This is a genomic window from Carboxydocella thermautotrophica (assembly GCA_003054495.1).
Taxonomy (GTDB): domain Bacteria; phylum Bacillota.
On record CP028514.1, the window covers coordinates 1891604 to 1914233 of the forward strand.

Consider the following 22630-nt stretch of genomic DNA (forward strand, 5'->3'; position numbering starts at 1 on the left):
TCTCCTTATCCGTAGAATTTCAAATTGATGCCCGCATTCGCTGGCAGAGCAACTGCAGCGGTTTTGGCTTTTTGAAAGATCAGGGCCCAGCCGCAGCGGCGGCTGCCCACCTCGCACTGGCCGCCCGGCCTGGTGCCCCCACAGGGCCCGCTGTTCAAGCCTTTGGCACAGGCTCGCACCGGACAAATGTCAAAGGTCTGCTGCTTGAGACAGGTCTGGCAAAGCTGACAGGATTTAGCGGGCTGCGGCATTGCTCTGGCCCCCCCTTTTCTTTTCCTTGCCCCAGGTAGCCAGGCTGATCAACACCGGAGTATCATCCCGACCACAGGCACAGGGGGAAGTGGACCAGATACCTTTGAGCTGGCTGACATATCGGACCAGGGGCCAGGCCTGCAGGCGCAGGCTGGTCAGCAGCAGTCGGTTGCCAGGAGACTGCTGGGCCAGAACATGTTCATGCAACCAGTGGATACTGCCCTTTTCACAGGTAATGGCTGCCGGGAAGGGCAACCAGGCTGGCTGCACCAGAGCCGTTACCTCCCCGTTGCTGATTTGCCGCGCCTCCTGGATGGCCTCCGCCAGGCCCCCTTCTTCCCCTTCCAGCCAGACCAGCAACAGCCGTTTCAGGGGCAGCCCATAGAGGTAAGGCAGTTGCTCCTTTCCCATGATCAGCACGGTGGGTTCCTTGCCCACCAGGGTGGAGGCCAGAGCCCGGGCTTCAATCAACACCGGTAAGGCTCCCAGCCGTTCCAGGGCCGGAACGGCCCAGTCCAGCAGGCCCGGCAGGGGCGGGCAGATTACCACCTTATCCCCTTTGCCGATACCGGCAAATTGAAAGAGAGTCTGGTAGGCCTCAATCCCCTGTTCCTTGTCCTTGCTGGTATAGGGCACCAGCCGGCGGCCACCCCGGCCATCGGTAACGGTGATCAACCCATTCCAGTATTCTTCTTCAGTCAGCTGAATTCCTTCCGGCCAATCATCTATTTCCACCTGGGGCCAGCGGCCAAATACCTGCCAGTCGGTCAGGTCCTTGGGATGGAGTTGCCAGCGATCCCAGAGCTGCCGGTACCAGGCACTGCGGCTGTAAGCATACCAGCAGGTTTCTCTGGCCAGCAACTGTTGCAGCCCCTGAATTTTTTGCCATTGGTTCTGTTTTCTCATCGTCTGCACCCCTTTCCCGAAAACAAAAAATCCTCTCCTGCAGATAAGCAGAAGAGGACATAAATAGCCTTCTTCCTCTTATCTGTCAGGTAAACACCTGCAGGAATTGGCACATTTCCCATCCGTCGTCCCCAACGCATGGGCTGTTGCCGGGTTTCATCGGGCCAGTCCCTCCACCTCTCTGGATAAGAGTACGAATTCCTATGAAATTGTTTACAAAGCTATTTTATGCAGATCAGGGGAAAATGTCAACTGTTTTAGAAAATTTTTTCCGCCAGCTCAGCTGTTATATGGTAAACCTTTTCCGCTGCTGCCACAGACAGGGTTCCTGTGCCACAGCTGGGAGTCAGCCAGCTCCGGGGCAGCACCAGTTCCCGGTCCAGTCCTCGCTGTTCCAGGGCTGCCAGCACTTCCTGCCAGCGGGCCAGCAGGGACTCTGCGGTCTCAGTCTCAATCCGGGGAGAAGTGGGTACCAGTCCCCAGGCCACTTCCCCACCTCGCTGGAAATAGGCCTGCAAAGCCGGTATATGTACCAGCAAGGAGGTAAGATATTCATAGGCATCAAAGAAGAGAATATCCAGCGGGCATTCCATCACCATGGACCAGTCCGTACCGGCACAGCAATGCAGACCGGTTCTTCCGCCCTCGGCCTTGATGGCAGTCATAACCGTGGTCAAATCCTCCTTGATGCCTTCCCGGGTCAGGGTAATGTGGGTGGATAGCCCTAGAGCATAGATACCTGGATCATCCACCGAGACTATTACCGGCAACCCCGTTTCTTCCCGCAAAAAACGGGTCTGCCAGCGGGCTCCCATTTCACAGGCCTTCAGGATCACGTCCCGCAACTGCTCATCATAGTAAGCCGCCCGGCCATCGGGTTGCAAGAGCTGAAAGCCGATGGTAATGGGGCCACTCAGTTGGCCTTTTACTCCCTGGGCCTGCCAGTTGCCAGCCTGAATGGAACGGACCAGGGCGTAAAGGCCGCTGGCACTTGCTTCCGGCAGGGCAAAAGCGGCCAGAGCCCTGCTCTCCCCATCCTGAGCTGCCAGGTAAAGTTCGTAGAAATCCGCCAGACGCAGGGCAAAATCTTCCCCGTCGGTAGCAAAAACCAGTTTTGTACCTCTTTTTTCTACCAGACCCAGCTGGATGAGCGGGGAAACATACTGGGGTACAAACTCCTCCTGCCAGCCCCGGGCGGGAAATTGCGGCCAGTGCGGCCAGTCTCCCATATATTTTTGGATTAATGCCAGTCCTGCTTCAATCTCCTGATGGGGCAAACTGCCGATTCCTGTTACTTTTACTGCCATAACTACCGTCCCTCCTTAAAAAGTCCCACTTGCAGAAAAAAACCCAGGGCCATACTAACTGAAATCACCCAGGCCGGGTGGATTTTAAGCCAGAGCAGGGCCAGCAGGGAAGCAGCCGCAATTATCCAGGTGAACTGGTCGGGAAAGGCATTGGCTCCCATTTCCCAGGCTGTCTGAATCAGCAGCACAACCACCACGGGCCGTACCGCCTTCAACATCCCTGCAATCCCCGGGTGATGGCGATAACGCCAGAAAAAAGCCCCCAGGGCCACCACCGCTACGGCAGTGGGCACCACTACGCCAGCCAGAGCAACAACCGCCCCCCACCAGCCGGCCATTTTATAACCTACATAAGCTGCCATCTTGGTGGCAATAGGTCCGGGCAGGGCATTGGCCATGGCCAGCATATCAGTGAATTCCTCTTTGCTCATCCAGTGGTAATTTTCCACCACTTCCTGCTGGGCCAGCGGAATGGCTGCCGGGCCACCACCATAGCCGAAAATGCCTACTTTAAAAAAAGCCAGAAACAATTGCCAGATTGTCAGCATAATTTGCCCTCCCCCAGGCACTTGCCTGCAAAGCTGTGATATTTTTGCCAGAATCCGATGCCATCCATGCTCAGTGCAGAAGCGATGGCTTCCCAGAGATTGGCCCCCGGACTGAGGCCAGGTGCCAGACAGGGGTAAAGATAGTATAAACGCCCGGCAAAAGGCGTTAAATCCCGGGGCCTGACAGTGCTGGCCAGGATCCGGGCCTGCGGCCAGTGTCCGGCTCCCTTTTGCAGCAAATGGCTATCCCCGGCCAGCCAGTCAAAAGTCCGCGGGCCCAGGGGCCGCCAGCGTCGCTGCCCTTCCTGCTGTTGCCGCTGGGGATAAAGATAACGCAAGGGCAGCCGCCTTAAACCAGGCATGGTCAGCCGGGCCAGCACCTGAAAACCCTTGAGACCGGGAAAAAGCAGAGGCAAACCCAGGGCCAGCCAGGCATCCCCCAGCCAGAGGTCTGCCCCGCTGGTCAGCAGAGCCTGAGCCAGCCAGGGGCGGTCCAGGGCAGAAGCCAGCAGCACTCTGCTCCCCCGCCATTTTTCAGCCTGGCTCAGAATCAACTGCTGGTCCCAGCTCGCTTTAAAATCACTGCCATCATAAAGCGGCGTCTGTCTGACCTGACGGGCCAGAAATTGTCCTTCCGGCAGGGGCCAGCTCCGGCCTGGCAACTGGTAGGCCAGGTTCACTCCCCCCAGGGCCAGGGCAGTTACCTGTCCATCCAGCTCCCTGAGCCAGGCAGCGGCCCGCTGAATATCTCCCCCTGCTCCCCGGCGTTCCACCTGTAAGAACTCATCACCAATCCGGCCCTGCCAGCAAAAATCCCCGGCAGGACTACCCAGACTGATGCTGACCACTTTTTTCATGCTAATCTCACCGGCAGCCATTGCCGAAAAGCGATCCCGTCTTCGTCCACCGGGCAGAGAGCAGCTGCGATATGCACACCAGCTCCAGCCGCGCTACTTAATGCTGCGGCAAAAGCCGGGTCGGTGGCGTGATTGGGGACAAAAGTGAGAGCATCATCCCTCTGGATGATAAACAGCACCCCGGTCCAGTACCCCTGTCGACTCAGTTCAGCCAGATGCTGGAGATGCCGGGTTCCCCGGGTCGTCGGAGCATCGGGAAAGCGTCCCTCTCCCTCTACTACCAGAGTAACTGACTTGACCTCCAGAAACCCCTGCCCCTCTTTTCCCTGCCAGCCCAGGTCAAAACGGCTTTCACCAGCCGTTACCTCCCGGCGCAGTTTCTGGATGGAGGGCAAGGGGCCTGGCCAGAGTCCCTGCCCCAGGAGTGCTTCTGCCAGCTGATTGGGTACCCTGGCATCCACGCAGACCCAGCGCCCCTGGTACGCCACCAGCAGCAGGTCTCCGACGGTTACTCCCTGCCGCTCAGGCCGGGGTAGCCAGCGCACCTCCGCACCTGGTACCAGCAGTTCCCGCAACCGGCCGGAATTGGGCAAATGCAGTCGCAAACTGGCTGCTGTTGCAGTAGCTATTTCCACAGCAAAGCGGTTTAAGCGGCGGATAAACCGGCCTGTAGCCAGTTTTTCCGACCAGAATACAGTTACAGCCATTTTTTCCACTCCGTTTTGTTATAAAAGAAAAGAGGCCTTTCGCCTCTTTCCCGCCGCTTGCTTTTAATTAAGCCTTTTCAACGGCTTCATTGAGATCCCGCATCAGTTTTTCCACGTCTATGCCATGAGCAAGAGCACCCTGTTCGATATTTTCGAAACGCGCCGCAGCGCAGCCAAAACAACCCATGCCATGAGCTTGAAATACGGGGATAGTTTGCGGATATTTGGCAACTACTTCACCAATGCCCATTTCTTTAGTGATTTTCATTTGAACCATGCCTCCTTTCAAGAAAAATTCTACCATAGGCAGACTCAGAATGCAATGCCATAACGGAAGAGATAGCCACCTTTATAGGCAGGGAGCAACAATCTTTCCTGGCGGGTCAGAGTCAGACGCACTCCCGCTGCCTCCAGGTCTTTCCACAGCCCGTAGGTAGTTTTAATATAGCTTTCCAGCCGGTCAGGGGGACCAATAGCCATAATCTCATAGGGCACCCCCTCCCGCCGGTTCACCGGTACCTTGTTGATCAGCAGGTTTTGTCCGGCCTCATGAACAGCGGTAGTGCCCACAATTCGCTGGCCATTGACGGCAATAGCCTCTGCTCCGGCAAAACGGAGTATATTGATAAAATCCTGCAAATCCCCGGAATAGATAATGGTAGTTGCCCCCTGCCGATCATCAATCTGAATCACTATCCCCGGGCCTTCCACTGCCTTTTCCCCTGCCAGCATCCGCGCTTTTTCGGTTGCATCCATCATTTCCCGGGTCCGGGCACTCACCACCGCTCCCCGTTCAAAATCGCTGATGCGTTTTTTCAGTTTCTTTACTTCCTTAACCAATTCCCGGTGTCTGGTCTGAGCTTTTTCCAGCAGCTGCAGCATCGAACGATAGCGCACCTGGGATTTGGCCTCCATTTCCCTCACTTCCCGGGCGGTGCGGATTTCCACTCCCAGCAAAATCCCCAGACAGAGGGCCACCAGTGCCACCCGGGCCCAGATTTCCGTTCTCATCCTTATTCCCCCTCTCTCACCGGCCGGGCGTACTTGAAATCCACCTTCTTCTGATAGGGCGGCAGCCGGATTTCCTTTTCCTCCCGCACATCCAGGCCGATGCCATAATCCCGCTGCAAGTTGGTCAGCAATGGCAGGGCATCAATATCCAGGGAAGTGCGCAAGGCCCGGGGATCACCGATAGCCTGAATCACATAGGGCGGAGCAACATTTTCACCATTGATAAAAATAGTGGTACCACCGCAGAAGATTTCACTGGTGCTGATCAGTCTCTGGCCATTAATGGCCACCCCCTCTGCCCCGCCTGTCCAGAAGGCATTGACCACTGAACGCAAAAAGGATTCATGGATATAATAATTATTGGGATCAATCCCCGCTTCCCTGGGCAGCTGGCTGTCTGACAGCACCACCGTCATACCGGGCCCCTTCAGTCCGGTCAGGCCAGCTCGTAGCTCCGCTTCCTGTTTTTCCCGCATCAGGGCTTCATTGATGTTTTTCGCTTGCTCAAATTGTCGAATCCGTTGCTGTAAATCAGCACTCTCCCTCTGCAGGGCATAGTTGTCCTGTTCCACCTGAACCAGGGTTGTTAGAATGGATTCACTGCGCAGTTTGGAGGGTTCTACTCCTGTGGCTTTTTGTACAGTGCGAAACTGGGTCATAGCCAGATAACCGACAATCACCAGGGCCACAGTAATCCAGCGCTGATAATCCGTTACTTGTTTGCGCATGTTTCCAACCACCTCAGCTGTTATTATGACCGGGAAGGGCAAGAAAAAAACAGGCCTGCGCCTGTTTTTAACTGGATAATCCATTTTGCAGGGCCAGCAAAACCAGCTGGGTCCGGTTTTTGGCCCGTAATTTTTGTTTGATATTGCGGATATGATTGCGCACTGTTTTTTCGGAAATGATGAGAAAACCAGCGATTTCCTTATCGGTATAGCCTTTAGCCAGCAGGGACAGGACTTCAATCTCGCGGCGACTGAGACTGCTCAGGCCAGTGCCCAGCAGGGTAGTTGGCAATAACAGGGAAAGCTGTTCAAATTCCTGCAATAGCTTGCAGGTGAATTCGGGATAACGGACCCCCTCTCCTGCCAGCGCTTTCTGCAAAGCCTTTTCGCCCAGGTTCTCGCCTTCAATATAGATAACCTGCTGCTCTCCCCCAAAAAAGATGACAATATAGGTAATCTGTGGTTGCATTTCCCGCAGTAACCTTACTGATTTGAGCATATTTAAACCAGGCAAATCCACATTGAGCAAGAGCAGGTCGGGCTTTTTCTCGCGGATAACCACAGCCAGTTGAGGCAAGTCCCGCACCACCGCCAGCAAGGTCCAGCCGGTCTCTGGATGCCGCTGTTTTCCATCCCAGTGGCTGCTCAAGGGTTCAGCACAGATCAGGGTGCGTACAGCCAATTTTTTCTCCCTCCTCCCGGGGGTGGGTCTAACTCATTTTATGACTGTCCCCGGGAAAGGGTGTTGCGCAAAATGCCCAGATAGTAGTTTTCATAACAAGTTACAATCTCTTTTTCCCTGAAACGGTTCAGAGCCTGCTGGCGGGCTGCTTCAGCCATCCGACGATGTTCTTCCTCATTCTGCAGGAGGGCTATGGCCCGCCGGGCCATGGCTTCCACCGCCCCCACCGGTTCGATGATGCCAGTCACTCCATCTGTAACCACTTCCGGCAGCCCACCGGTGTTTGTGGTCACCACCGGCACTTCACAGGCCATGGCCTCCAGCGCCGCCAGGCCAAAACTCTCCTTGGCAGAAGGCAGTAAAAAGAGGTCACTGATGGATAATAGCGGTACAACAAATTCCTGCTTGCCCAGAAAATGCACCCGCTCCAGAACGCCCAGCTCCTGGGCCAGGTACTGGGCGGCACTCCGTTCCGGCCCATCCCCGATCAGCAACAACCGGGAGGGTACCTGCCGGTTGACCAGGGCAAAAATCCGCAGCACATCAGGAATGCGCTTGACTTCACGGAAATTGGAGATATGGCAAAGGATCTTCTCGTCAGGCCGGGCATAAAAAGCCCGCCGGGCCGGACAGAACTGACGCCGGTAGATTTCCGGGTCAACGAAGTTGTATATCACCTCAATGGGCTGCTGATAGCCAAAAACTCCCGCAGCCTCCTCGGCCAGGGCCCTGGATACAGCGGTTACCCCATCACTGGCCTGCAGGGAAAAGCGCACCACTTCATAAAGCTGCGGTTCCTGTCCCACCACTGTAATATCTGTCCCATGCAAGGTAGTGACCAAAGGCAAATTCCGCTCCTGAGCCAGCATGGCTTTGGCCAAATAGGCACTAACAGCATGAGGAATGGCATAATGGGCATGTACCAGATCCAGACCCTTCGTTCTGGCCACTTCATAAATGGTGCCGGCCAGGGCCAGATCATACGGGGGGAATTTGAACACCGGATAATCTACCGCTGTAACTTCATGCAAGAAAAGATTTTGATGAAAACTGCGCAAACGAAAGGGTCGCTCATAACTGATAATATGCACCTCATGCCCCCGTTCAGCCAGGGCTTCTGCCAGTTCGGTAGCTACTACACCACTTCCACCATATGACGGATAACAAACAATGCCAATCTTCATTCCTTACCTCCATATTTCCAGCGGATCTGTCAGGACCAGGGGATTTTTAACCAGAAATCCTTCCCCGAATTCAGCACCAATTTTTGCCCCCCAGAAGCGACAGCGGGTCTCGATCAAATAGGGAAAATGTCCATTTAATCTGGTCGGCAGCCAGCGATTTTCCCGAAAAAACTGGGAACGATGAGCCAGTACCGCTTCCCGTTTGGTTTCATACTCCTCACTGATATCTATGATAAATGATGGATCCGTTTCCCGGTTGATGAAATAGTAAACTATTTCCCGGGGCCGGTAAGGCTCCAGTTCCGGCAGCACCTTGCGCAATCCAGCCTCGAAATGGGCCCGTTCGGCCAGCTGGCTGGCTGCCCGGTGATCAGGATGGCGATCTTCCCAGTAAGGCACCAGCAACAGGCGGGGCCTGACTTGCCGTATGAGGCGCACCAGGGCCGCTACCTGTTCCGGGTCCAGCGCCAGCCCTCCGTCCGGTAACTGCAAATTGATCCGCCAGGTGGCTCCCAGGATTTCTGCTGCCCTCCGGCTTTCTTCCCGTCTTTCCTCCACTGTTCCATTAGTTCCCTGCTCCCCACGGGTCAAATCGGCAATGCCGAATTTTATCCCTTCTTTGCCCCAGCGGGCCATTAGCCCACCAGAGCCGATTTCCGCATCATCCGGATGAGGTCCTACTACCAGAGCCTCTACCTCTACTAAAGCTGCTTCCCTATCCCTGGTATAGATGATATCCATCTTCACTGCCTCCCAGTTCCAGATAGTAGTGTTGCCCCCAATCAAGAGGTGCATGCAGTAAATGATGCAGCCAGCCTTTACCCCAGCGGCTCAAAAACCAGGTCAGATTCAACACCCGTTCCTGCCTTTTTCCTCCCGGCCAGAGGGTCTGGCGGGCCGCTAGCAAAGCATCTATCTGCTGACGGTATTGCCGCCGCAACTTCTGCTCCACTTTGCCTTTTAAATAATCCAGCTGATAAGAAATATAATTCCAGTTCCTGGCCTGCAGTAGTTCCAGTTCTGGCTCCAATTGAGCCAGATGGGTGAAAAGCTCAGCATGTTCTTTCTGCCAGCGCTCCCGCAAATCTGCCAGTAACTGTTCATGATTCCACCCTGCCCGACTGGCCAGGCGAAGGTCAATTTCCTGCTGCTCCAGTTCAGCCAGCTCTGGCAGGGACAGCTGCCACTGGTTCAGTACCTTCTTCTGCTCGGGTTCCACCAGTGTCACACTCCAGCGGGGCAATAAAATGGGCATGGTCTGGCCAAACAGGTGATAGACCTCCCGCAACTGAGCGTAGTAGGCCAGCTCTCCCGGTCCTGCTACATAGGCTACTGTTGGCAGCAGCCGGTCCTGGGCCAGCGGTCGGGTAGCCACACTGCAGCTGAGGCGCACCGGTTCCTGGACAGCCAGCTCCAGGCCGAAGGTCAATTCCTGTAGCGTCAGGGCAATCCTCTCGTCATTCTGCAGATAGAACAAGCCGGTCCGGTCTGGAGCCATTGCTAGAGCCGGTTGCCAGCCGGCAGCAGCCAGCTGCTCTCCCGCCTGACAGATTAAGGCGGGAATCTCTGCCCCTTTGGCCAGGGTCTCCTGCCAGAAGGGTTGTAAAGCCTGGCGCAGTTCCGGCAACATGGGGTCTACGATCACCAGACCCTGCTCTCCCAGCAAGCGAGCCAGCAGGCGCGCAACCCAGCCAGCAGGTGACCCCGCCCCCTTGAGAGCCGCTGCCAGCCATTCCCCCGTTTCCGTCCGTCCTGTTCCTTCCGGCAAACAGCGAATCATCTCCCAGATGGTCTGTTCCATCGCCATCGTCATAGCCAGCAGCCCCGCCGGCTTGCGTCCAGCTCCGGGCGGATCGGGCCAGCGCCACTGCCGCCCGGGCCAGTAACAGTGATTGATTTCCAGCCAGTCATGGTCCTCACTGGCCAGCCAGAAAACAGGGATTACCTTACTCTGTTCCCGCTCAGCCAGCTCCCGGGCTGCTTTGAGTACAGCCAGTGCCTTGTAAATGGTATAAAGGGGACCGGTAGCCAGTCCAGCCTGCTGGCCGGTAACTATGGCCACCGTACCCCGTTCCGCCAGGGAGCGAGCATTTTCTACCGCTTTTTCTCCGGCTCCCAGTTCCCGTTGAAAGCGGGCCAGAGGCTCACTAACCACCGTCCCCAGCCGATAACTGTCAATCACCCGTTTCAACTGCTGCCGCCAGTGCTGGGGCTGGCGCCAGTCCAGGTCAAACCTCCAGGCCAGGCTAGCAAAATCATGTATGTAATGCTCAGCAATGGTTCTTTTCTTCATCCAAAGCCCTCTTTTCCAACTGATGTTATAATCAAATTTTAGCACCGGGGCCAGAAAAAAACAAACCGAAAGCTTTAGCTTCCGGTTTTCATCTGTTTTTCCCAGTCCATATCCAGGCCCACTGCTTCTCCAATGATCTTCTGAATATCAAACATCAGCCGGCTAAAAGCATATTCTGCCTGAAAAAATTCCGCAATATCCCGGTTAGCCGCCAGCAGGTTAAAGAGATTCTGGAGCTGGCTCAATTCCTCCTCAATTTTTTGCCCCTGTAACTGCCTGGCCTGGATTTCCAGCTGTTTCTGGCGAAAATCTACAATCCGCTGCCAGGTTTCCTTATCTTTTTCCAGTTTTTCTTTAATTTTAGTATAGCTCAAAAATTCAGGAGATGCTTTTAATGCCCGGGCCAGCTCATAGGCCTTGTCATAGACATTGACCATGGCAATAACCTCCTTCCGCATATATCTTAGCATATGCTCAGAGGTAGCGTAAAGCCTCTGCCGGGTCCAATTTTGCCCCTTGCCGGGCTGGCCAGTAACCAGCCGCCAGGCCCAGGAAGATAGCACCTGCCAGCATCATTAAAGCTAGCTGTGGGTACCAGGCAGTAAGTTCCAGTCCTGCCACCAACCTGGGCAAGACCAATCTGGCTGCCAGGATGCCCAGCCAGTAGCCTGCCACAGCGCCCAGGGAACACAAAAGCGCCGCTTCCAGCAAGAAGATGCGGATAATATGCTGTTGACGGTACCCGATGGCCCGCAATATACCGATTTCCCTGGTCCGCTCTTTAACTGAGGCCAACTGGTTGGCTATTACCATCATTCCAGCCACCAATACTACCAGCAGGGTTATCAGCAGGCCAAATTTTTTCACCCGCTCCAGCAGTTCCAGCCGGGCTGTCTCCACCTGCCGCAGCAAGCGCACTTCTGTATCCGGCAATAGGGACGCCAGCCTCGAACGCAGCTCCTCCTGTTCTGCCATACTGGTCTCTTGATTGCGAAAAGCCAGTACCTCTACAAAACTCAAGGCTCCAGTCTGTCCGGCGACTGCCTGCAGGTCAGAAATGTTCATGAAGAGCAGCCCGTCCTCCTCCTGACCAGTAGCAGCCAGAATCCCGGTAAGTGTCACCCACCGGTCTTTCACCTTAAGGCGCTGACCTATTTGCCAGTTTCTGGCCCTGGCCAATTCTGCACCGGCTGCAGCTTCACCGGCAGCCCGGGGCCACTGACCCTGGATCTGCCAGTAATTGCGGATCTGGCGTTCTTCCTGCCATTTTAACCCTACTACCAGATTGTTCTCTCCCTCCACCGGCAATGAGGCTAAGAACTTGGGAGCAATAACTTCCAGCTCTTTTTGTTTACCTAAAACCGACAACAACGAGAGGGGTAAGTGCTTTACCTCATAGGTTACTTCTGCCCCCACCGGCATCCCGCCATAGGTATAGTTCCACTCCTCCTGTCTGGGAACAATCACCAGCCGGGTCCCATTGCCCCGCAGTTGGCGGCTGAGGTCCGTTTCCATCATCCAGGTTATGGCCAGCAGGGCTACAACTGTAGCTACTCCAAGAGCCAGCCCCAGCAGGATGAGCAGGGTTTTACGAAATCGGCGGCGCAAATTATTGAGCGCAATATCCCAGAGATTCATGCTTTATCACCTTTTCCACCAGGCCATCACGGATCAGCAGCGCCCGGTGCATATATTTCAATGTCTCTAAGTTGTGGGTGACCATAATAATGGTCTGCCCTTCCCGATTCAATGCCTGAAACAGTTCCATTATTTCCTGTCCGGTTTTGCTATCCAGGGCCCCGGTAGGTTCATCAGCAAAAATAATCGGCGGCTGGTTGACTATAGCCCTGGCGATGGCCACCCGTTCCTGTTCACCACCGGACAGCTGATTGGGCAAACGATTCAGTTTATTTCCCAGTCCTACTTTTTCCAGCACCAGTGCGGCCATATCCCGTTGCTCCCCTTTGGGCCGGCCGCTGATGGCCAGAGGCAACATAACATTTTCCAGGGCGGTCAGATAAGGCAACAGCTGAAACTGCTGGAACACAAAACCAACATATTCGCTGCGAAAATCGGCCAGCTGCTCCTGGTCCAGGCTGTAAACATCGATACCATCTATTTCTAGCTTCCCCGATGTAGGTGGGTTCAATCCCCCTAAAATGCTGAGCAAAGTACTTTTCCCTGAGCCGGAAGGCCCAATGATGCCCAGGAATTCTCCGGCTTCCACATTGAAACTGGCCTCCGCCATGGCTATAACCTTATCCTCACCGCTACTATACTCTTTACGCAATTTTTCCGCCTTGATTAAAGCCATCTCTTTCACCCCTTATAAATACCGCAAAGCTGTGACCGGATCCAGTCGAGAACCCTGCCAGGCCGGCCAAAAAGCTGCTAGCAGCCCTAACAGCAGGGCACCGCCCATACTGATTACAGCCACCAGCGGGTCCCAGGGAACCGGAACTTCCATCCCGGCCACCAGAGGGGCACCCAGACTAGCCAGCAAAGTGCCACTGCCAAAGCCAGCCACGCCAGCCGCCAGCCCCAGTACCGCTGCTTCGGTGCAAATAATTGTTATGATATGGCTGCGCCGGTACCCGATGGCCCGTAAAATCCCGATTTCTCTGGTTCTCTCCTTCACTGCTCCAGACATAGTCAACAAGACCATAACTGCTCCCAGGAACAGAATCAACCCGGCCAGAGCCAACGCAAAAAGGGCAAACCGTTCCACAATGGCCTTGCGGGCCTCCACTGCGGCTTTTACCGCCATTACTCTGGTGCCTGGCAATTTTTCCGTCAATTGTCGTACGATATCGTCAATGGGACAGGTATTACAAAGAGCTGCCAGTTCCAGGAAAGTAACCTTTTTTTCTTTGCCGGTCAGCTTCTGCATGGTAGTCAGATCCAGCCAGAGGGCCCGGTCTTCTTCCCCACCAGTAGGCTCAATTACCCCTTTGATGCGGAGAGTCTGTCCTTTTACCTGCAGGGTTTGGCCCACATCCAGTTGCCAGCGTTCAGCGACCGCTGCTCCCAGCAAAACCTCATCAGCTTGCAGCTCAATCACCGGAAATTTAGGGGCATATTGTACGGGCTGACCTGCAGGGCTAATTCGGATTTGCCACCATTTCTTTAGCCGCAGCTCCGCCGGAAAGCGCACTCCTATGCCCAGCACCCGTCCGCGTTCACTGTTCAACACGCCCAGCAGCTTGGGGGCCACCACAGCAATGCTTTCCCGGTTTTTAATAGTACGCACCTGTTCAGCCATCGTTTCCGGCACTAAATTTTCCTTCACTACCGCCCCCGGCAAGCTCACCCCACCATAGCTGAAACTTTGCCTGTTTTCCGCTGGCAATATCAGGATATTGGCCCCAATCTGGTCAAACTTGTCCCCGATCTCCGTCCGCATGGAAGTAGTGAGCAAATATAGCCCTACAACGGTGCTTACACTTAGGACCAGGCTTAAAAGCAAAAAGAAAGTGCGCCCCTTCTGGCGACGCAGATTATTGAGCGCAATGGTTAACAGTCCCATAAGCTGAGCCTCCTGTAGCTCTACTGAATTTCGCTGACCTGTCCGCCACGCCAGGCATAACTCTTTATTTTAGCCCCGTTCTTGAAAATATCCACCTGAATATGACAGCCAAAATCCTGCACCCGGGCATCTACCTGGCTGTTATCCCCGGTCTGCTGGCGATAAAAACTTAAAGCCTGCTGCTTGATCTTCTCCAGGTCCGCAGCGCCCAGCCGGGTTCCGCCACCACCGCAGCCCCCACTGCCACAGCCACCACCGCTAACAACAGCACTGCCGCTGCCACCACAACAGCCGCCGCCTCCCGCCGCAGGATAGGCCAGTTGCTGGTAACCATAGTTGTCGGATTGGAATTGGGCAGGGTAGAAGTTGTTAATTGCATTATCTTTCAGGTTATACCAGATTTTGACCCCTAACAAAATCGCTCCTGTACTGACCAGAAAGATGATCCAGTAAAAAATCCGCCAGCGTTTTTCGGCATCCTGGTCTACATCTTCCACCAAAATGATCCTGTCTTCCATGAACAAACCCCTCCTTTATACCCGCGGTTGCCAGGCCCGCAGTTCTTTTTCATCAAAGACCATCTTGCCATCCTTAACTTCATACTTTACCTCATCGGGAGGATAGGTCAGGCAGCCACCACTAACCCCTTTCAGATCTTCCAGGGTCCAGCGGGTACCACAGACATTGCAGACCAATTCATTTCCTTCAATATGGAAGCTGGTTCCAGAACAGGGTTCGCAGAAAGATACTGCTCCTACAACCCGGCCAGACGGAGCCACATAGGCAGTAATAGGCAAGGAATTGAAAGTGGTGCCATTGGGCAAAGTCACTTTCTGGTTAGGGATTTCAAACTTTACGATCTTGTTGTTTTTTACCAGCTCCAGATCAAGATAGATTTTCCCGTCCTTGAATTCCGGTTGAACCACAGTTTGTTCTATTTTCTGCGCAGCGTCATAAGTCACCTGGGTACCAACATTATAGGTTCCCACATTAGCCTTATCTGTAGCTGCCGTCTGACTGGACGTCTTTAGCGCCACCGCTCCCCCTACAATAGCCAGGGACAGAACAACCGCTGCCGGCAGCAGCCAGCTATTCTTTTTCTTACCCTGTAATACCATGGACTTTTTGTCTACTCTTTTTGCCATTTTGGTCTCCTCCTTTTACATCGCGTAGTATATTGTCTTGTTAAAAAGGTGGCCTCTTAGCAAAAAAAGATCAGAAGGCCACCTGCCATCATCCAGATAGTGCCAAGGGCCAGTAACCCCCAGCCCGCATGTCCAGGTAGTTGTTCCTCTTCCAGCAAAGCCTCTATTCTTTGCTGCAGTTTGCCTTTGCCTCCCAAACGCGCAAGGGGCAAAAAGTTATCCAGGGCGAGACGCCAGCCACTTAAAGGCGTGTTCAATCTTCTGGTTTTTAACAGGGCCTGGGCCAGGGCCAGGGGATTAGCCCCCAGGTTGCCCGCTTTCCCATCAGCCAGTTGCTCTTTAAGCTGTTCCCAGTGACGAAAAACCAAGGGGGATAGGCCGGTAAACAACAACAAATCCCGCAATAACACCAGCAGCCAGGTACGGCGGTTATCACCCCTCTGACAGTGGGCGATTTCATGGGCCAGCACCGCTGTCAGCTCTTCCTCATCCAGTTCGACCACCAGCGGGCGGGAGAGGATAAGCACCGGCTGCCAGAATCCGCTGATAAACGCCTGTCCCAGGGGCAAATCGGTCAGTATCACAGCTGGAGGTTTAATGCCAGCTGTGTTTGCCAGATAATTGACTTTACTGAGAATCCCCCGGTAGTCTTCCTGCAAATAACCATAGCGGTTAATCAGGCGACGGGTTAGGATCAAAGCAGCTCCTGCTTTTACAACCCCGACCACCAGCGCTACCAGAAATAGCGGCGTCAATATCACCGCCAGGGCCGTCCCGGCCTGACAAAGCCAGCTCTGTAGCCGCCCAGGCCAACCAGCTATTCCCTCCGGGCCCGCTACCAGGACACAGCTGCGATTGAGCTGAAAAAACATGCTGATGCCGTAAATCACAAACGGTAGCAAGAGAGGGGTTAACCACAGCCTTTCCAGCCAGACTCTGCCCAGTTTTTTATCACTAAGCCGGTGCCAGAAAAGCACCACCGGCACTGTGATCGGCAAGCCAAAGGCAGCATAGATGAGCAAAGGATGCAGCTTAGACAAACTATTTGCCTCCTTTAGCTCGTCGCTCCCGAATCAGCTGTTCCAGCTGGGCCAGCTTTTCTTCATCCTCGTCCTGGATTTTCTCCACCAGGTGGGAGAGAACGGGCTGGGCAAAATCGGCCAGCAAACCATCTAGCACCAGGGAAACTACTTTTGTTGTAAATTCCTCGCGGGAATATACGGGAGAGTAGAGATAATAATTGGACTCCTGGGTCTTTTGCAGCAGTTCCTTCTCAGCCAGCCGACTCATAATGGTCATGACGGTGGTGTAGGCGATAGAACGGCGCTCCCGCAGTTCTTCATATACTTCCCGTACTGTAACCGGACGGTCATGCTGCCAGACAATCTCCATGATTTCTGCTTCTAATTCCCCCAGTACTTTGCTCAAGCCAGTTTTATGAGGTTTGAACTCTATTCCCAGTTTGCGCCAGAACATTTTCTCACCTACCTCCTTGGCTTTCTATAGAAATTATACTTCCTCGCATTACTACAAGCAATAGTATAAATGTGAACATTTTGTGGCGGTTTTCACCGCCACATATCGCAGGGTCTATTTGACTTGAAAGCGACTGGTAATGCTTTGCAAGCGATCAGCCAGTGATGACAGCATACCTGCTGATGCAGCCACTTCCTGGGAAGAGGCGGTCTGTTCCTCGGCAGCAACCGCCACCTGCTGGGCACTGGCCGCTGTCTGTTCGGATATGCTGGCAATGTTTTCGATAGCCTGCACAGCCACATCGCCGCCTTCCGCCATCTGGTCAGTAGCCTGAGTCACAGAGGCAATCTGGTTATTGACCTTATTGATAGCCTCGATAATATTTCGGAAAGCCAGGACTGCGTTCTGGGCGATGGCCGTGCCCTGCTCTACTTCCTGCCGGCGCTCTTCCATGCCCTGCACTGCCTTTACCGTTTCACCCTGAATTTCTTTAATCAGGCCCGAAATCTGGGTGGTGGCTTCAGCGGATTGTTCTGCCAGCTTGCGCACCTCATCTGCCACTACAGCAAAACCGCGGCCATGTTCACCGGCCCGGGCTGCCTCAATGGCAGCATTTAAAGCCAGTAAATTGGTCTGCTTGGCAATACCGGTAATCACATCTACGATCTTGCCGATCTCCTGACTTCTGTTGCCCAGAGAGCTAATCTGGTTAGCAAATTCAGCAACTGACTGATTGATATGGGCCATTTTTTCCATTACCTGCTCAATGGCTTTTTCCCCGGCCTGGGCACTTTCATCCATCTCCCGGGCCGCAGACAAAACGCCATGGGCATTGGCCGCAATTTGCTGGGCCAGTTTGGACATTTCACTGATAATATTGGCTGTATCCTCCACGCTCTTGGCCTGACTTTCTGTCCCCTGGGCCACCTGATTGATGGTAGAGGCAATCTGCTCGGTAGTACGACTGGATTCTTCCGCCGCTGAAGATAATTGCTGGGCTGAGCCCGCCAGCTGGTGGGCAGTTTCATTCACTTCCTGGAAGGCCTGGCTCAGGCGCAACAGCATGCTGTTGAAATTATCCGCCAGATCCCCCAGTTCATCCTTGGTGGTAACAGGGACCCGCACTGTCAAATCCCCCTGCTCCGCCCGGGACATAGCCTGCTGTATGGCCTGCACCGGTCGGCTGAAATGACGGGCGACATACCAGGCCAGGACATTGGCCATCAGCTGGCCAAACAGGAGGGCCCAAATGAAATTCCAGATTAAACCATTCAATTTGGCATCATAGTCCCGGTGGTCACTGCCGATAAAAAACATACCGATAGTGCGACCATTTTCATCTTGCAAAGGAAAGTAGGCTGTCTGCAGTTTTTTGCCCAGTACGTCAGCTTCCCCTTGAAATTCCTTGCCAGCCAGCACCTGTCGGGCTATCTCCGGTGCGGCCTGGGTGGAAATTATGCGCCGACCGAACTCATCCCGGATTGTAGTGGCAACTCTGGTATCCCCCAGGAAGAAGGTAACCAGACACTCGGTTTTATCCCGCAAATCATCAACTAGCCGGTCATTGTAGGAGATCTGAATATTCCCCTTGTACAGGAGGCCATTTTCCACCCGCCAGGGCCCTGGATATAACACATCTAGGTAAGCCAGTGCCATCCTGCCATTATGTCGCAATCGCTCCTGAACAACAGCTGCCAGCTCCTGTTTTTCCTGATAAACCGCATAGATACCCATGGAAACCGCTGTGATGAAAACGGCAAACATCAAGACAACAGCCAGTTTCCAGCGAAAATTCAAGCGCAAACGCCAGAGCTTCATCTCCCACACTTCCCTTCGCTTGTTCAGGTTTTAACAGTTGACACATTCGACATTTATCCCTGAAATCCTGCTTTTTGTTGACAGAAAAAAACAACAGCCCACTACCTCTCACTGTAGTGGGCTGCCTTTCTCTTAGGGCTCTACGATGGTCTTCAGTTTCTGCTTGCCATCCACAAACTCGATGATAAAGGCACTCTTGATGGGATTGTGCTTATCATCAAAGGTGATAGTACCGGAAATGCCCTTGAAATCCTTGGTGGCTTCCAGAGCATCGCGAATAGCTTTGGGATCAGCGCTGCCAGCCCGCTTGATAGCATCTGCTACCAGGTAAGCGGCGTCATAGGCCATCGCACCGATGGCATCAGGCAACTCGCCATACTTCTTCTGATAGGCTTCTACATACTTTTTAGACAATTCGTTCTGGCTTTCGATAGAATAGTGGTTAGTGAAGAAAGTATTGTTCAGCGCCTTGGCCCCAGCTACTTCAACCAGAGTCGGGGAATCCCAGGCATCCCCACCGACGATGGGCAGGTTCAGGCCCAGCTCCCGGGCTTGTTTGATGAAGAGAGCGGATTCGTTATAGTAACCAGGGAGATAGATAATATCAGGATTCATTTGCTTGATTTTGGTCAGGATAGCCCGGAAGTCAGTATCCTTGGCCAGATAGGCTTCTTTGCCCAGAATCTTACCGCCTTTTTCGATAAAGTTCTTCTCAAATTCAGCAGCCAGATCCTTACTGTAGTCGGTACTGTTATCCACCACAATTACCGCAGTCTTGGCCTTCAGAGTGTCAATGGCAAAAGCAGCACCAACTTTACCCTGGAAGGGGTTAATCATACAGGTCCGGAAAACATAGGGATGGGTCTTGCCATCTTTGTCCACTGTTACGCCAGAAGCGGTAGCACTGGAAGGTACCAGGGGAATGCCAAACTGATCACAGATCGGCGCAGCAGCAATCGCATTGGAGCTGGCTGCCGGCCCGATAATGGCCACCACTTTGTCCTGAGTGATAAGCTTGGTGGTAACATTGGCGGATTCGGAAGGTTCACTCTTGTTATCCCCTTCCACCAGGCGAATCTTTTTGCCCAGTACGCCGCCGGCAGCATTGATTTCTTCAATAGCCAGCCGGATGTTTTTAACTGAACCCTGACCGTAGGAGGCAGCATTACCGGTCATCTCAAAGTTGGTACCGATTAAAATCTCGCCGCCACCGGCCTGGTTATCTCCACTCTGCTTTTGCTCCCCTTCCTTGCCAGCCTGGGTGCCGCAACCGGACAGCCCGCTAGCCAGCAAAGCTCCCGCTAACACCAGACTCCACAACTTTTTTCCCTTCATACCCTGAAAATACCTCCTTTGTCTTGTAACAATTGTTTTGTTAGAGCATCTTTTATACAACACTATATTCTACATGTCTTCTAATTTCCCTGCTAAATAGACAGAAAAAACAAAAAAATTCTGAAGGCCGATTCATTTGCCTTCAGAATTATCAACAGGCTTCTTTTCAACAACTACAAAAAAACTTCTGACGCTGGTAAAGGTTGATCAATTTGTCCAGCTTACAGCTCTGGTGGTAAACCAGGGGGTGCTGGGTGCTACCCCATTCCAGCCAGAGCTCCTCCAGTTTGCTTCGCTCCCGATCAATCATTTCCAGCAACAGCTCTAAGAATTGTTTTCTCATACCGCTCGCCTCCTTCTAATTCAATTATAGCAGGAAGGCACAACAACAACTGTCGATTTGTGTCAGCAATGGAAAGTTCTAATATTCCGAATCATCGTAATAATAGCGGGAAAATCTGCGTTGCTGACGTCTCTTTTTTCTGGCCAGGGCCAGCAAATAACCTCCGACCAGCACCATCCCTCCTGAACCAAAAAACCACCACTTATATTCACTCCAGACCTGGCCCGTGCTGGTAACAAAACTGGCCCATTTCTTTTTGGCTACTCCTGATTCCGCCACCACTTCCGCCCTGGCCTGCGGTTTATCCCCCAGGAGCAGCACCATTTCCCCCAGCTTCTGGCCTTTTTCTACCGGTGCCTGCACATTATCCAGCAGGTGGGCTGCTCGGCTCCAGCTGGGTAAAGGCTGGTCTTTGGGAACCGTCACATAAAGGTCCTCTTTCAGTACGGCAACCGCTTTCTTCGCTCCTTCACTAACTGGCACTTCTCCCACTTTTTCACCGGCTTTAGCTGCCAGTACAGTTTTGAAATTGTTAAAACCATAATCCAGAAGTGTGGTACAATCGGTCCAGATATTTCTGCCTTCACTGCCCAGGACAACTGCGATAAATTCCTCCCCATCCCTTTGGGCAGAGGCGACCAGGCACTGACGAGCGGCTACAGTATATCCGGTTTTAATGCCATTAGCTCCTGGATAGCGCCAGAGCAGTTTATTGTGATTAATTAACTGCGTCAAAGCCGCCGGATCCTGTCTTTTAATATTAAAAGTCTTGCTGGCCACAATTTCCCGAAAATGGGGATTCTGCATGGCAGCATAGGCGATTAATCCCAGGTCCTTAGGGGTAGTATAATGATCCGGATTGGGCAAACCATTGGGATTGGCAAAATGGGAATTGACAGCCCCTGCCTGACGGGCCCGTTCATTCATCATTTGGGCAAAATTCTCTATCGAGCCACCAATATGTTCAGCCACCGCCGCTGCAGCATCATTGGCGGAATTCAGCATTACAGCATAGAGCAGATCCCGTAAACTAATCTGCTCTCCTTCCTGCAGCCAAATGGCACTGCCTTCCTGTTGCATCGCCCTGCGGCTGACTGTAACAATATCATCTAGATTGCCCTTTTCCAGGGCCAACAGAGTAGTCAGGATTTTGGTGGTACTGGCTGGATAGAGCTTCTGATCCGGGTTTTTACTCCAGATTATTTCTCCCGTTCTGCCATTAATCAGCACCGCGCCTTTACCGACAATCAAAGGTTCCCTGGCAGCCCAGGCTTTGGCGGGCAAAACTGCCTGTCCCACCAGTACAGTTAGAATAAGCCAGACAAACCATTTTCTCAGCAATGATTTCACTCCCCTGCACTCACATCATCCCCTGTAAGTATACCAAAAAAAATAGCCCTTGTTAACCAAGGGCCAGGAGAAAAGTTAGAGGTTGTGTTGGGAGGTTGTGAAGTTGTTCGTATATATTATACCACTTTTTCAGAGCCTGTCTGTCAAATTGTTTACATCAAGGTATATCCTCCAGTACAACCTCGCTCTCTACCCCCAGCGTTACTTTTTCTCGCCAGAAACCCATAAAAACTGGCCTGTATTCCCCTTCCAGGCGACAGCTCAGCCGGGGCGGGCCTTCCGGTTCTATCTCCAGCCTGGTCAGTTTAACATCAGTAAAAACCCAGCCCTCGCGCTCGGCATTGGCAGTCAAAAGCCGCTGAAAATTTGCTTCTGCCTGAACAGGGTCTACCTTGATGGTTCCTTCTTCCTGGATTGCATTCATTATTATGGAAGTGGTCAATGCTCCTTCCCCTGCTTTATCAGCGATATGCTGGAGCTGGTTACTGGCAATATACAACATAGAAATATCCGTAACCCAGCCCAGTAACAGCAGTAAAACTGGCAGTAATAGCACCAGCCAGCCTGTATTGGTCCCTTTTTCCTCAACGAAAAACATGTTCACTGATTCCCACCGTTTCCGCCTTGAGCGGGATAGTTATTTCCAGTACATCCTCGATAGCAAACAAGCGCAAGGGATAATCATAGTGCAGGCGCAGAAAAATCTCCTCCTGAAACTGAACCGGCTGCCAGCTGGCTTCTATTCTCACCTGGTCGGGATCGATCCCTCTCAAGTTGAGCTGTTGTCTGACCTTTTCCTCAATCTCCTCTGTCATTCCCCCTTCTACCGCCATTGCTCTGATGCCATAATCCACAACCGAAACCAGGGAATTGTCCACCCCCATGAGGATTCCGCCTTCAAGGATGGCAAACAATAAAAACAGCAGTACTGGCAAGACCAGGACTAGCTCCACATAAGCACTACCCCTCTGCCCTAACGGGGACGGGTGGCGGCAAATTTGTCGATGATGGCCTGAAATTGCTGCACAATTTCCTGGCCAAAAGCGGATAGCACTCCTATCCCAAAAATCACCACCAGGGCCAGATATAAAGCATTTTGCACGAAATCCCCGCGTTCGCAAAGCAGTTTTTGCCACTTCCTGTTCACTCCCTACGCCTCCTT

The 22630-nt window shown here is 53.2% G+C and carries 28 protein-coding genes and 1 riboswitch; all 28 genes read right to left on the minus strand.

Going from position 1 to position 22630, the window contains the following annotated elements:
* Window positions 1-5: 5 nt before the first annotated feature.
* Complete coding sequence (locus CTH_RS09430) at window positions 6-251, minus strand: methylenetetrahydrofolate reductase C-terminal domain-containing protein (RefSeq protein WP_078664575.1); 246 nt, start codon at window positions 249-251, stop codon at window positions 6-8.
* Window positions 235-1158 (minus strand): phenylacetate--CoA ligase family protein, encoded by a 924-nt coding sequence (locus CTH_RS09435; RefSeq protein WP_078664574.1) that lies wholly within the window; start codon window positions 1156-1158, stop codon window positions 235-237. Before CTH_RS09435 ends, CTH_RS09430 begins: the two co-directional genes overlap by 17 nt.
* Before the next feature lie 75 nt (window positions 1159-1233).
* Window positions 1234-1350: riboswitch (SAM riboswitch) on the minus strand.
* A gap of 65 nt (window positions 1351-1415) precedes the next feature.
* On the minus strand, window positions 1416-2465 hold the full coding sequence (locus tag CTH_RS09440; protein WP_107753679.1) for a uroporphyrinogen decarboxylase/cobalamine-independent methonine synthase family protein: 1050 nt from the start codon (window positions 2463-2465) through the stop codon (window positions 1416-1418).
* A 2-nt stretch (window positions 2466-2467) separates the two neighbouring features.
* Window positions 2468-3013 carry a chromate transporter gene (locus CTH_RS09445; RefSeq protein WP_078664572.1) on the minus strand — a complete coding sequence of 182 codons (546 nt, stop codon included), beginning with the start codon at window positions 3011-3013 and terminating at the stop codon, window positions 2468-2470.
* Complete coding sequence (locus tag CTH_RS09450) at window positions 3007-3870, minus strand: hypothetical protein (RefSeq protein WP_078664571.1); 864 nt, start codon at window positions 3868-3870, stop codon at window positions 3007-3009. The genes CTH_RS09445 and CTH_RS09450 overlap by 7 nt, the downstream gene beginning before the upstream one ends.
* Complete coding sequence (gene sfsA, locus CTH_RS09455; protein WP_078664570.1) at window positions 3867-4577, minus strand: DNA/RNA nuclease SfsA; 711 nt, start codon at window positions 4575-4577, stop codon at window positions 3867-3869. The genes CTH_RS09450 and sfsA overlap by 4 nt, the downstream gene beginning before the upstream one ends.
* A gap of 67 nt (window positions 4578-4644) precedes the next feature.
* Window positions 4645-4845: a DUF1858 domain-containing protein gene (locus CTH_RS09460; protein ID WP_078664569.1), complete on the minus strand. Its 201-nt coding sequence runs from the start codon at window positions 4843-4845 to the stop codon at window positions 4645-4647.
* 44 nt (window positions 4846-4889) lie between these two features.
* A complete protein-coding gene (locus tag CTH_RS09465; RefSeq protein ID WP_079907579.1) occupies window positions 4890-5588 on the minus strand; it encodes a DUF881 domain-containing protein in 699 nt (232 codons plus the stop codon).
* 2 nt (window positions 5589-5590) lie between these two features.
* A complete protein-coding gene (locus tag CTH_RS09470; protein ID WP_159073853.1) occupies window positions 5591-6316 on the minus strand; it encodes a DUF881 domain-containing protein in 726 nt (241 codons plus the stop codon).
* 67 nt (window positions 6317-6383) lie between these two features.
* Entirely contained in the window at window positions 6384-6998 is a 615-nt protein-coding gene (locus tag CTH_RS09475; protein ID WP_078664566.1) for a response regulator transcription factor, read from the minus strand.
* Between the two features lie 38 nt (window positions 6999-7036).
* The gene (gene bshA / locus CTH_RS09480; protein WP_078664565.1) at window positions 7037-8182 is read right to left on the minus strand and encodes an N-acetyl-alpha-D-glucosaminyl L-malate synthase BshA; all 1146 of its coding nucleotides are present in this window, start codon (window positions 8180-8182) and stop codon (window positions 7037-7039) included.
* A 3-nt stretch (window positions 8183-8185) separates the two neighbouring features.
* Window positions 8186-8923: a bacillithiol biosynthesis deacetylase BshB1 gene (bshB1, locus tag CTH_RS09485; protein ID WP_078664564.1), complete on the minus strand. Its 738-nt coding sequence runs from the start codon at window positions 8921-8923 to the stop codon at window positions 8186-8188.
* Entirely contained in the window at window positions 8898-10475 is a 1578-nt protein-coding gene (gene bshC / locus CTH_RS09490) for a bacillithiol biosynthesis cysteine-adding enzyme BshC (protein ID WP_078664563.1), read from the minus strand. The genes bshB1 and bshC overlap by 26 nt, the downstream gene beginning before the upstream one ends.
* Before the next feature lie 74 nt (window positions 10476-10549).
* Window positions 10550-10912 carry a YlbF/YmcA family competence regulator gene (locus tag CTH_RS09495; protein ID WP_159071910.1) on the minus strand — a complete coding sequence of 121 codons (363 nt, stop codon included), beginning with the start codon at window positions 10910-10912 and terminating at the stop codon, window positions 10550-10552.
* A 37-nt stretch (window positions 10913-10949) separates the two neighbouring features.
* Window positions 10950-12113 carry an ABC transporter permease gene (locus tag CTH_RS09500; RefSeq protein ID WP_078664561.1) on the minus strand — a complete coding sequence of 388 codons (1164 nt, stop codon included), beginning with the start codon at window positions 12111-12113 and terminating at the stop codon, window positions 10950-10952.
* Window positions 12085-12789 carry an ABC transporter ATP-binding protein gene (locus CTH_RS09505; RefSeq protein WP_107753683.1) on the minus strand — a complete coding sequence of 235 codons (705 nt, stop codon included), beginning with the start codon at window positions 12787-12789 and terminating at the stop codon, window positions 12085-12087. The genes CTH_RS09500 and CTH_RS09505 overlap by 29 nt, the downstream gene beginning before the upstream one ends.
* A 12-nt stretch (window positions 12790-12801) precedes the next feature.
* Window positions 12802-14001, minus strand: coding sequence for an ABC transporter permease (locus CTH_RS09510; RefSeq protein WP_078664559.1), 1200 nt, complete (start codon window positions 13999-14001; stop codon window positions 12802-12804).
* A 20-nt stretch (window positions 14002-14021) separates the two neighbouring features.
* Window positions 14022-14519: a hypothetical protein gene (locus tag CTH_RS14255; RefSeq protein WP_078664558.1), complete on the minus strand. Its 498-nt coding sequence runs from the start codon at window positions 14517-14519 to the stop codon at window positions 14022-14024.
* A gap of 15 nt (window positions 14520-14534) precedes the next feature.
* Window positions 14535-15146, minus strand: coding sequence for a Fe-S-containing protein (locus tag CTH_RS09520; protein WP_078664557.1), 612 nt, complete (start codon window positions 15144-15146; stop codon window positions 14535-14537).
* 56 nt (window positions 15147-15202) lie between these two features.
* Window positions 15203-16186, minus strand: coding sequence for a M56 family metallopeptidase (locus CTH_RS09525; RefSeq protein ID WP_078664556.1), 984 nt, complete (start codon window positions 16184-16186; stop codon window positions 15203-15205).
* Between the two features lies 1 nt (window position 16187).
* Window positions 16188-16622, minus strand: a complete 435-nt coding sequence (locus CTH_RS09530) for a BlaI/MecI/CopY family transcriptional regulator (RefSeq protein ID WP_078664555.1) — start codon at window positions 16620-16622, stop codon at window positions 16188-16190.
* Window positions 16623-16736: 114 nt separating this feature from the next.
* The gene (locus CTH_RS09535) at window positions 16737-18440 is read right to left on the minus strand and encodes a methyl-accepting chemotaxis protein (protein ID WP_078664554.1); all 1704 of its coding nucleotides are present in this window, start codon (window positions 18438-18440) and stop codon (window positions 16737-16739) included.
* Window positions 18441-18572: 132 nt separating this feature from the next.
* The gene (locus CTH_RS09540; RefSeq protein WP_078664553.1) at window positions 18573-19775 is read right to left on the minus strand and encodes an ABC transporter substrate-binding protein; all 1203 of its coding nucleotides are present in this window, start codon (window positions 19773-19775) and stop codon (window positions 18573-18575) included.
* Window positions 19776-19941: 166 nt separating this feature from the next.
* Window positions 19942-20118: an aspartyl-phosphate phosphatase Spo0E family protein gene (locus tag CTH_RS09545; protein WP_078664552.1), complete on the minus strand. Its 177-nt coding sequence runs from the start codon at window positions 20116-20118 to the stop codon at window positions 19942-19944.
* 78 nt (window positions 20119-20196) lie between these two features.
* Complete coding sequence (locus tag CTH_RS09550) at window positions 20197-21459, minus strand: D-alanyl-D-alanine carboxypeptidase family protein (protein ID WP_107753685.1); 1263 nt, start codon at window positions 21457-21459, stop codon at window positions 20197-20199.
* 166 nt (window positions 21460-21625) lie between these two features.
* Complete coding sequence (locus tag CTH_RS09555) at window positions 21626-22066, minus strand: pilus assembly protein TadG-related protein (protein WP_107753688.1); 441 nt, start codon at window positions 22064-22066, stop codon at window positions 21626-21628.
* Window positions 22053-22421, minus strand: a complete 369-nt coding sequence (locus tag CTH_RS09560; protein ID WP_159071911.1) for a TadE/TadG family type IV pilus assembly protein — start codon at window positions 22419-22421, stop codon at window positions 22053-22055. Before CTH_RS09560 ends, CTH_RS09555 begins: the two co-directional genes overlap by 14 nt.
* 20 nt (window positions 22422-22441) lie before the next feature.
* Window positions 22442-22615: a hypothetical protein gene (locus CTH_RS14150; RefSeq protein WP_159071912.1), complete on the minus strand. Its 174-nt coding sequence runs from the start codon at window positions 22613-22615 to the stop codon at window positions 22442-22444.
* Window positions 22616-22630 lie beyond the last annotated feature (15 nt).

What these genes read in the sequence shown, in the direction of transcription:
- CTH_RS09430 (WP_078664575.1), bottom strand. Translation starts at nt 251, where the DNA reads ATGCCGCAGCCCGCTAAATCCTGTCAGCTTTGCCAGACCTGTCTCAAG.
- CTH_RS09435 (WP_078664574.1), bottom strand. Translation starts at nt 1,158, where the DNA reads ATGAGAAAACAGAACCAATGGCAAAAAATTCAGGGGCTGCAACAGTTG.
- CTH_RS09440 (WP_107753679.1), bottom strand. Translation starts at nt 2,465, where the DNA reads ATGGCAGTAAAAGTAACAGGAATCGGCAGTTTGCCCCATCAGGAGATT.
- CTH_RS09445 (WP_078664572.1), bottom strand. Translation starts at nt 3,013, where the DNA reads ATGCTGACAATCTGGCAATTGTTTCTGGCTTTTTTTAAAGTAGGCATT.
- CTH_RS09450 (WP_078664571.1), bottom strand. Translation starts at nt 3,870, where the DNA reads ATGAAAAAAGTGGTCAGCATCAGTCTGGGTAGTCCTGCCGGGGATTTT.
- sfsA (WP_078664570.1), bottom strand. Translation starts at nt 4,577, where the DNA reads ATGGCTGTAACTGTATTCTGGTCGGAAAAACTGGCTACAGGCCGGTTT.
- CTH_RS09460 (WP_078664569.1), bottom strand. Translation starts at nt 4,845, where the DNA reads ATGAAAATCACTAAAGAAATGGGCATTGGTGAAGTAGTTGCCAAATAT.
- CTH_RS09465 (WP_079907579.1), bottom strand. Translation starts at nt 5,588, where the DNA reads ATGAGAACGGAAATCTGGGCCCGGGTGGCACTGGTGGCCCTCTGTCTG.
- CTH_RS09470 (WP_159073853.1), bottom strand. Translation starts at nt 6,316, where the DNA reads ATGCGCAAACAAGTAACGGATTATCAGCGCTGGATTACTGTGGCCCTG.
- bshA (WP_078664565.1), bottom strand. Translation starts at nt 8,182, where the DNA reads ATGAAGATTGGCATTGTTTGTTATCCGTCATATGGTGGAAGTGGTGTA.
- bshB1 (WP_078664564.1), bottom strand. Translation starts at nt 8,923, where the DNA reads ATGGATATCATCTATACCAGGGATAGGGAAGCAGCTTTAGTAGAGGTA.
- bshC (WP_078664563.1), bottom strand. Translation starts at nt 10,475, where the DNA reads ATGAAGAAAAGAACCATTGCTGAGCATTACATACATGATTTTGCTAGC.
- CTH_RS09495 (WP_159071910.1), bottom strand. Translation starts at nt 10,912, where the DNA reads ATGGTCAATGTCTATGACAAGGCCTATGAGCTGGCCCGGGCATTAAAA.
- CTH_RS09500 (WP_078664561.1), bottom strand. Translation starts at nt 12,113, where the DNA reads ATGAATCTCTGGGATATTGCGCTCAATAATTTGCGCCGCCGATTTCGT.
- CTH_RS09505 (WP_107753683.1), bottom strand. Translation starts at nt 12,789, where the DNA reads ATGGCTTTAATCAAGGCGGAAAAATTGCGTAAAGAGTATAGTAGCGGT.
- CTH_RS09510 (WP_078664559.1), bottom strand. Translation starts at nt 14,001, where the DNA reads ATGGGACTGTTAACCATTGCGCTCAATAATCTGCGTCGCCAGAAGGGG.
- CTH_RS14255 (WP_078664558.1), bottom strand. Translation starts at nt 14,519, where the DNA reads ATGGAAGACAGGATCATTTTGGTGGAAGATGTAGACCAGGATGCCGAA.
- CTH_RS09520 (WP_078664557.1), bottom strand. Translation starts at nt 15,146, where the DNA reads ATGGCAAAAAGAGTAGACAAAAAGTCCATGGTATTACAGGGTAAGAAA.
- CTH_RS09530 (WP_078664555.1), bottom strand. Translation starts at nt 16,622, where the DNA reads ATGTTCTGGCGCAAACTGGGAATAGAGTTCAAACCTCATAAAACTGGC.
- CTH_RS09535 (WP_078664554.1), bottom strand. Translation starts at nt 18,440, where the DNA reads ATGAAGCTCTGGCGTTTGCGCTTGAATTTTCGCTGGAAACTGGCTGTT.
- CTH_RS09540 (WP_078664553.1), bottom strand. Translation starts at nt 19,775, where the DNA reads ATGAAGGGAAAAAAGTTGTGGAGTCTGGTGTTAGCGGGAGCTTTGCTG.
- CTH_RS09545 (WP_078664552.1), bottom strand. Translation starts at nt 20,118, where the DNA reads ATGAGAAAACAATTCTTAGAGCTGTTGCTGGAAATGATTGATCGGGAG.
- CTH_RS09555 (WP_107753688.1), bottom strand. Translation starts at nt 22,066, where the DNA reads ATGTTTTTCGTTGAGGAAAAAGGGACCAATACAGGCTGGCTGGTGCTA.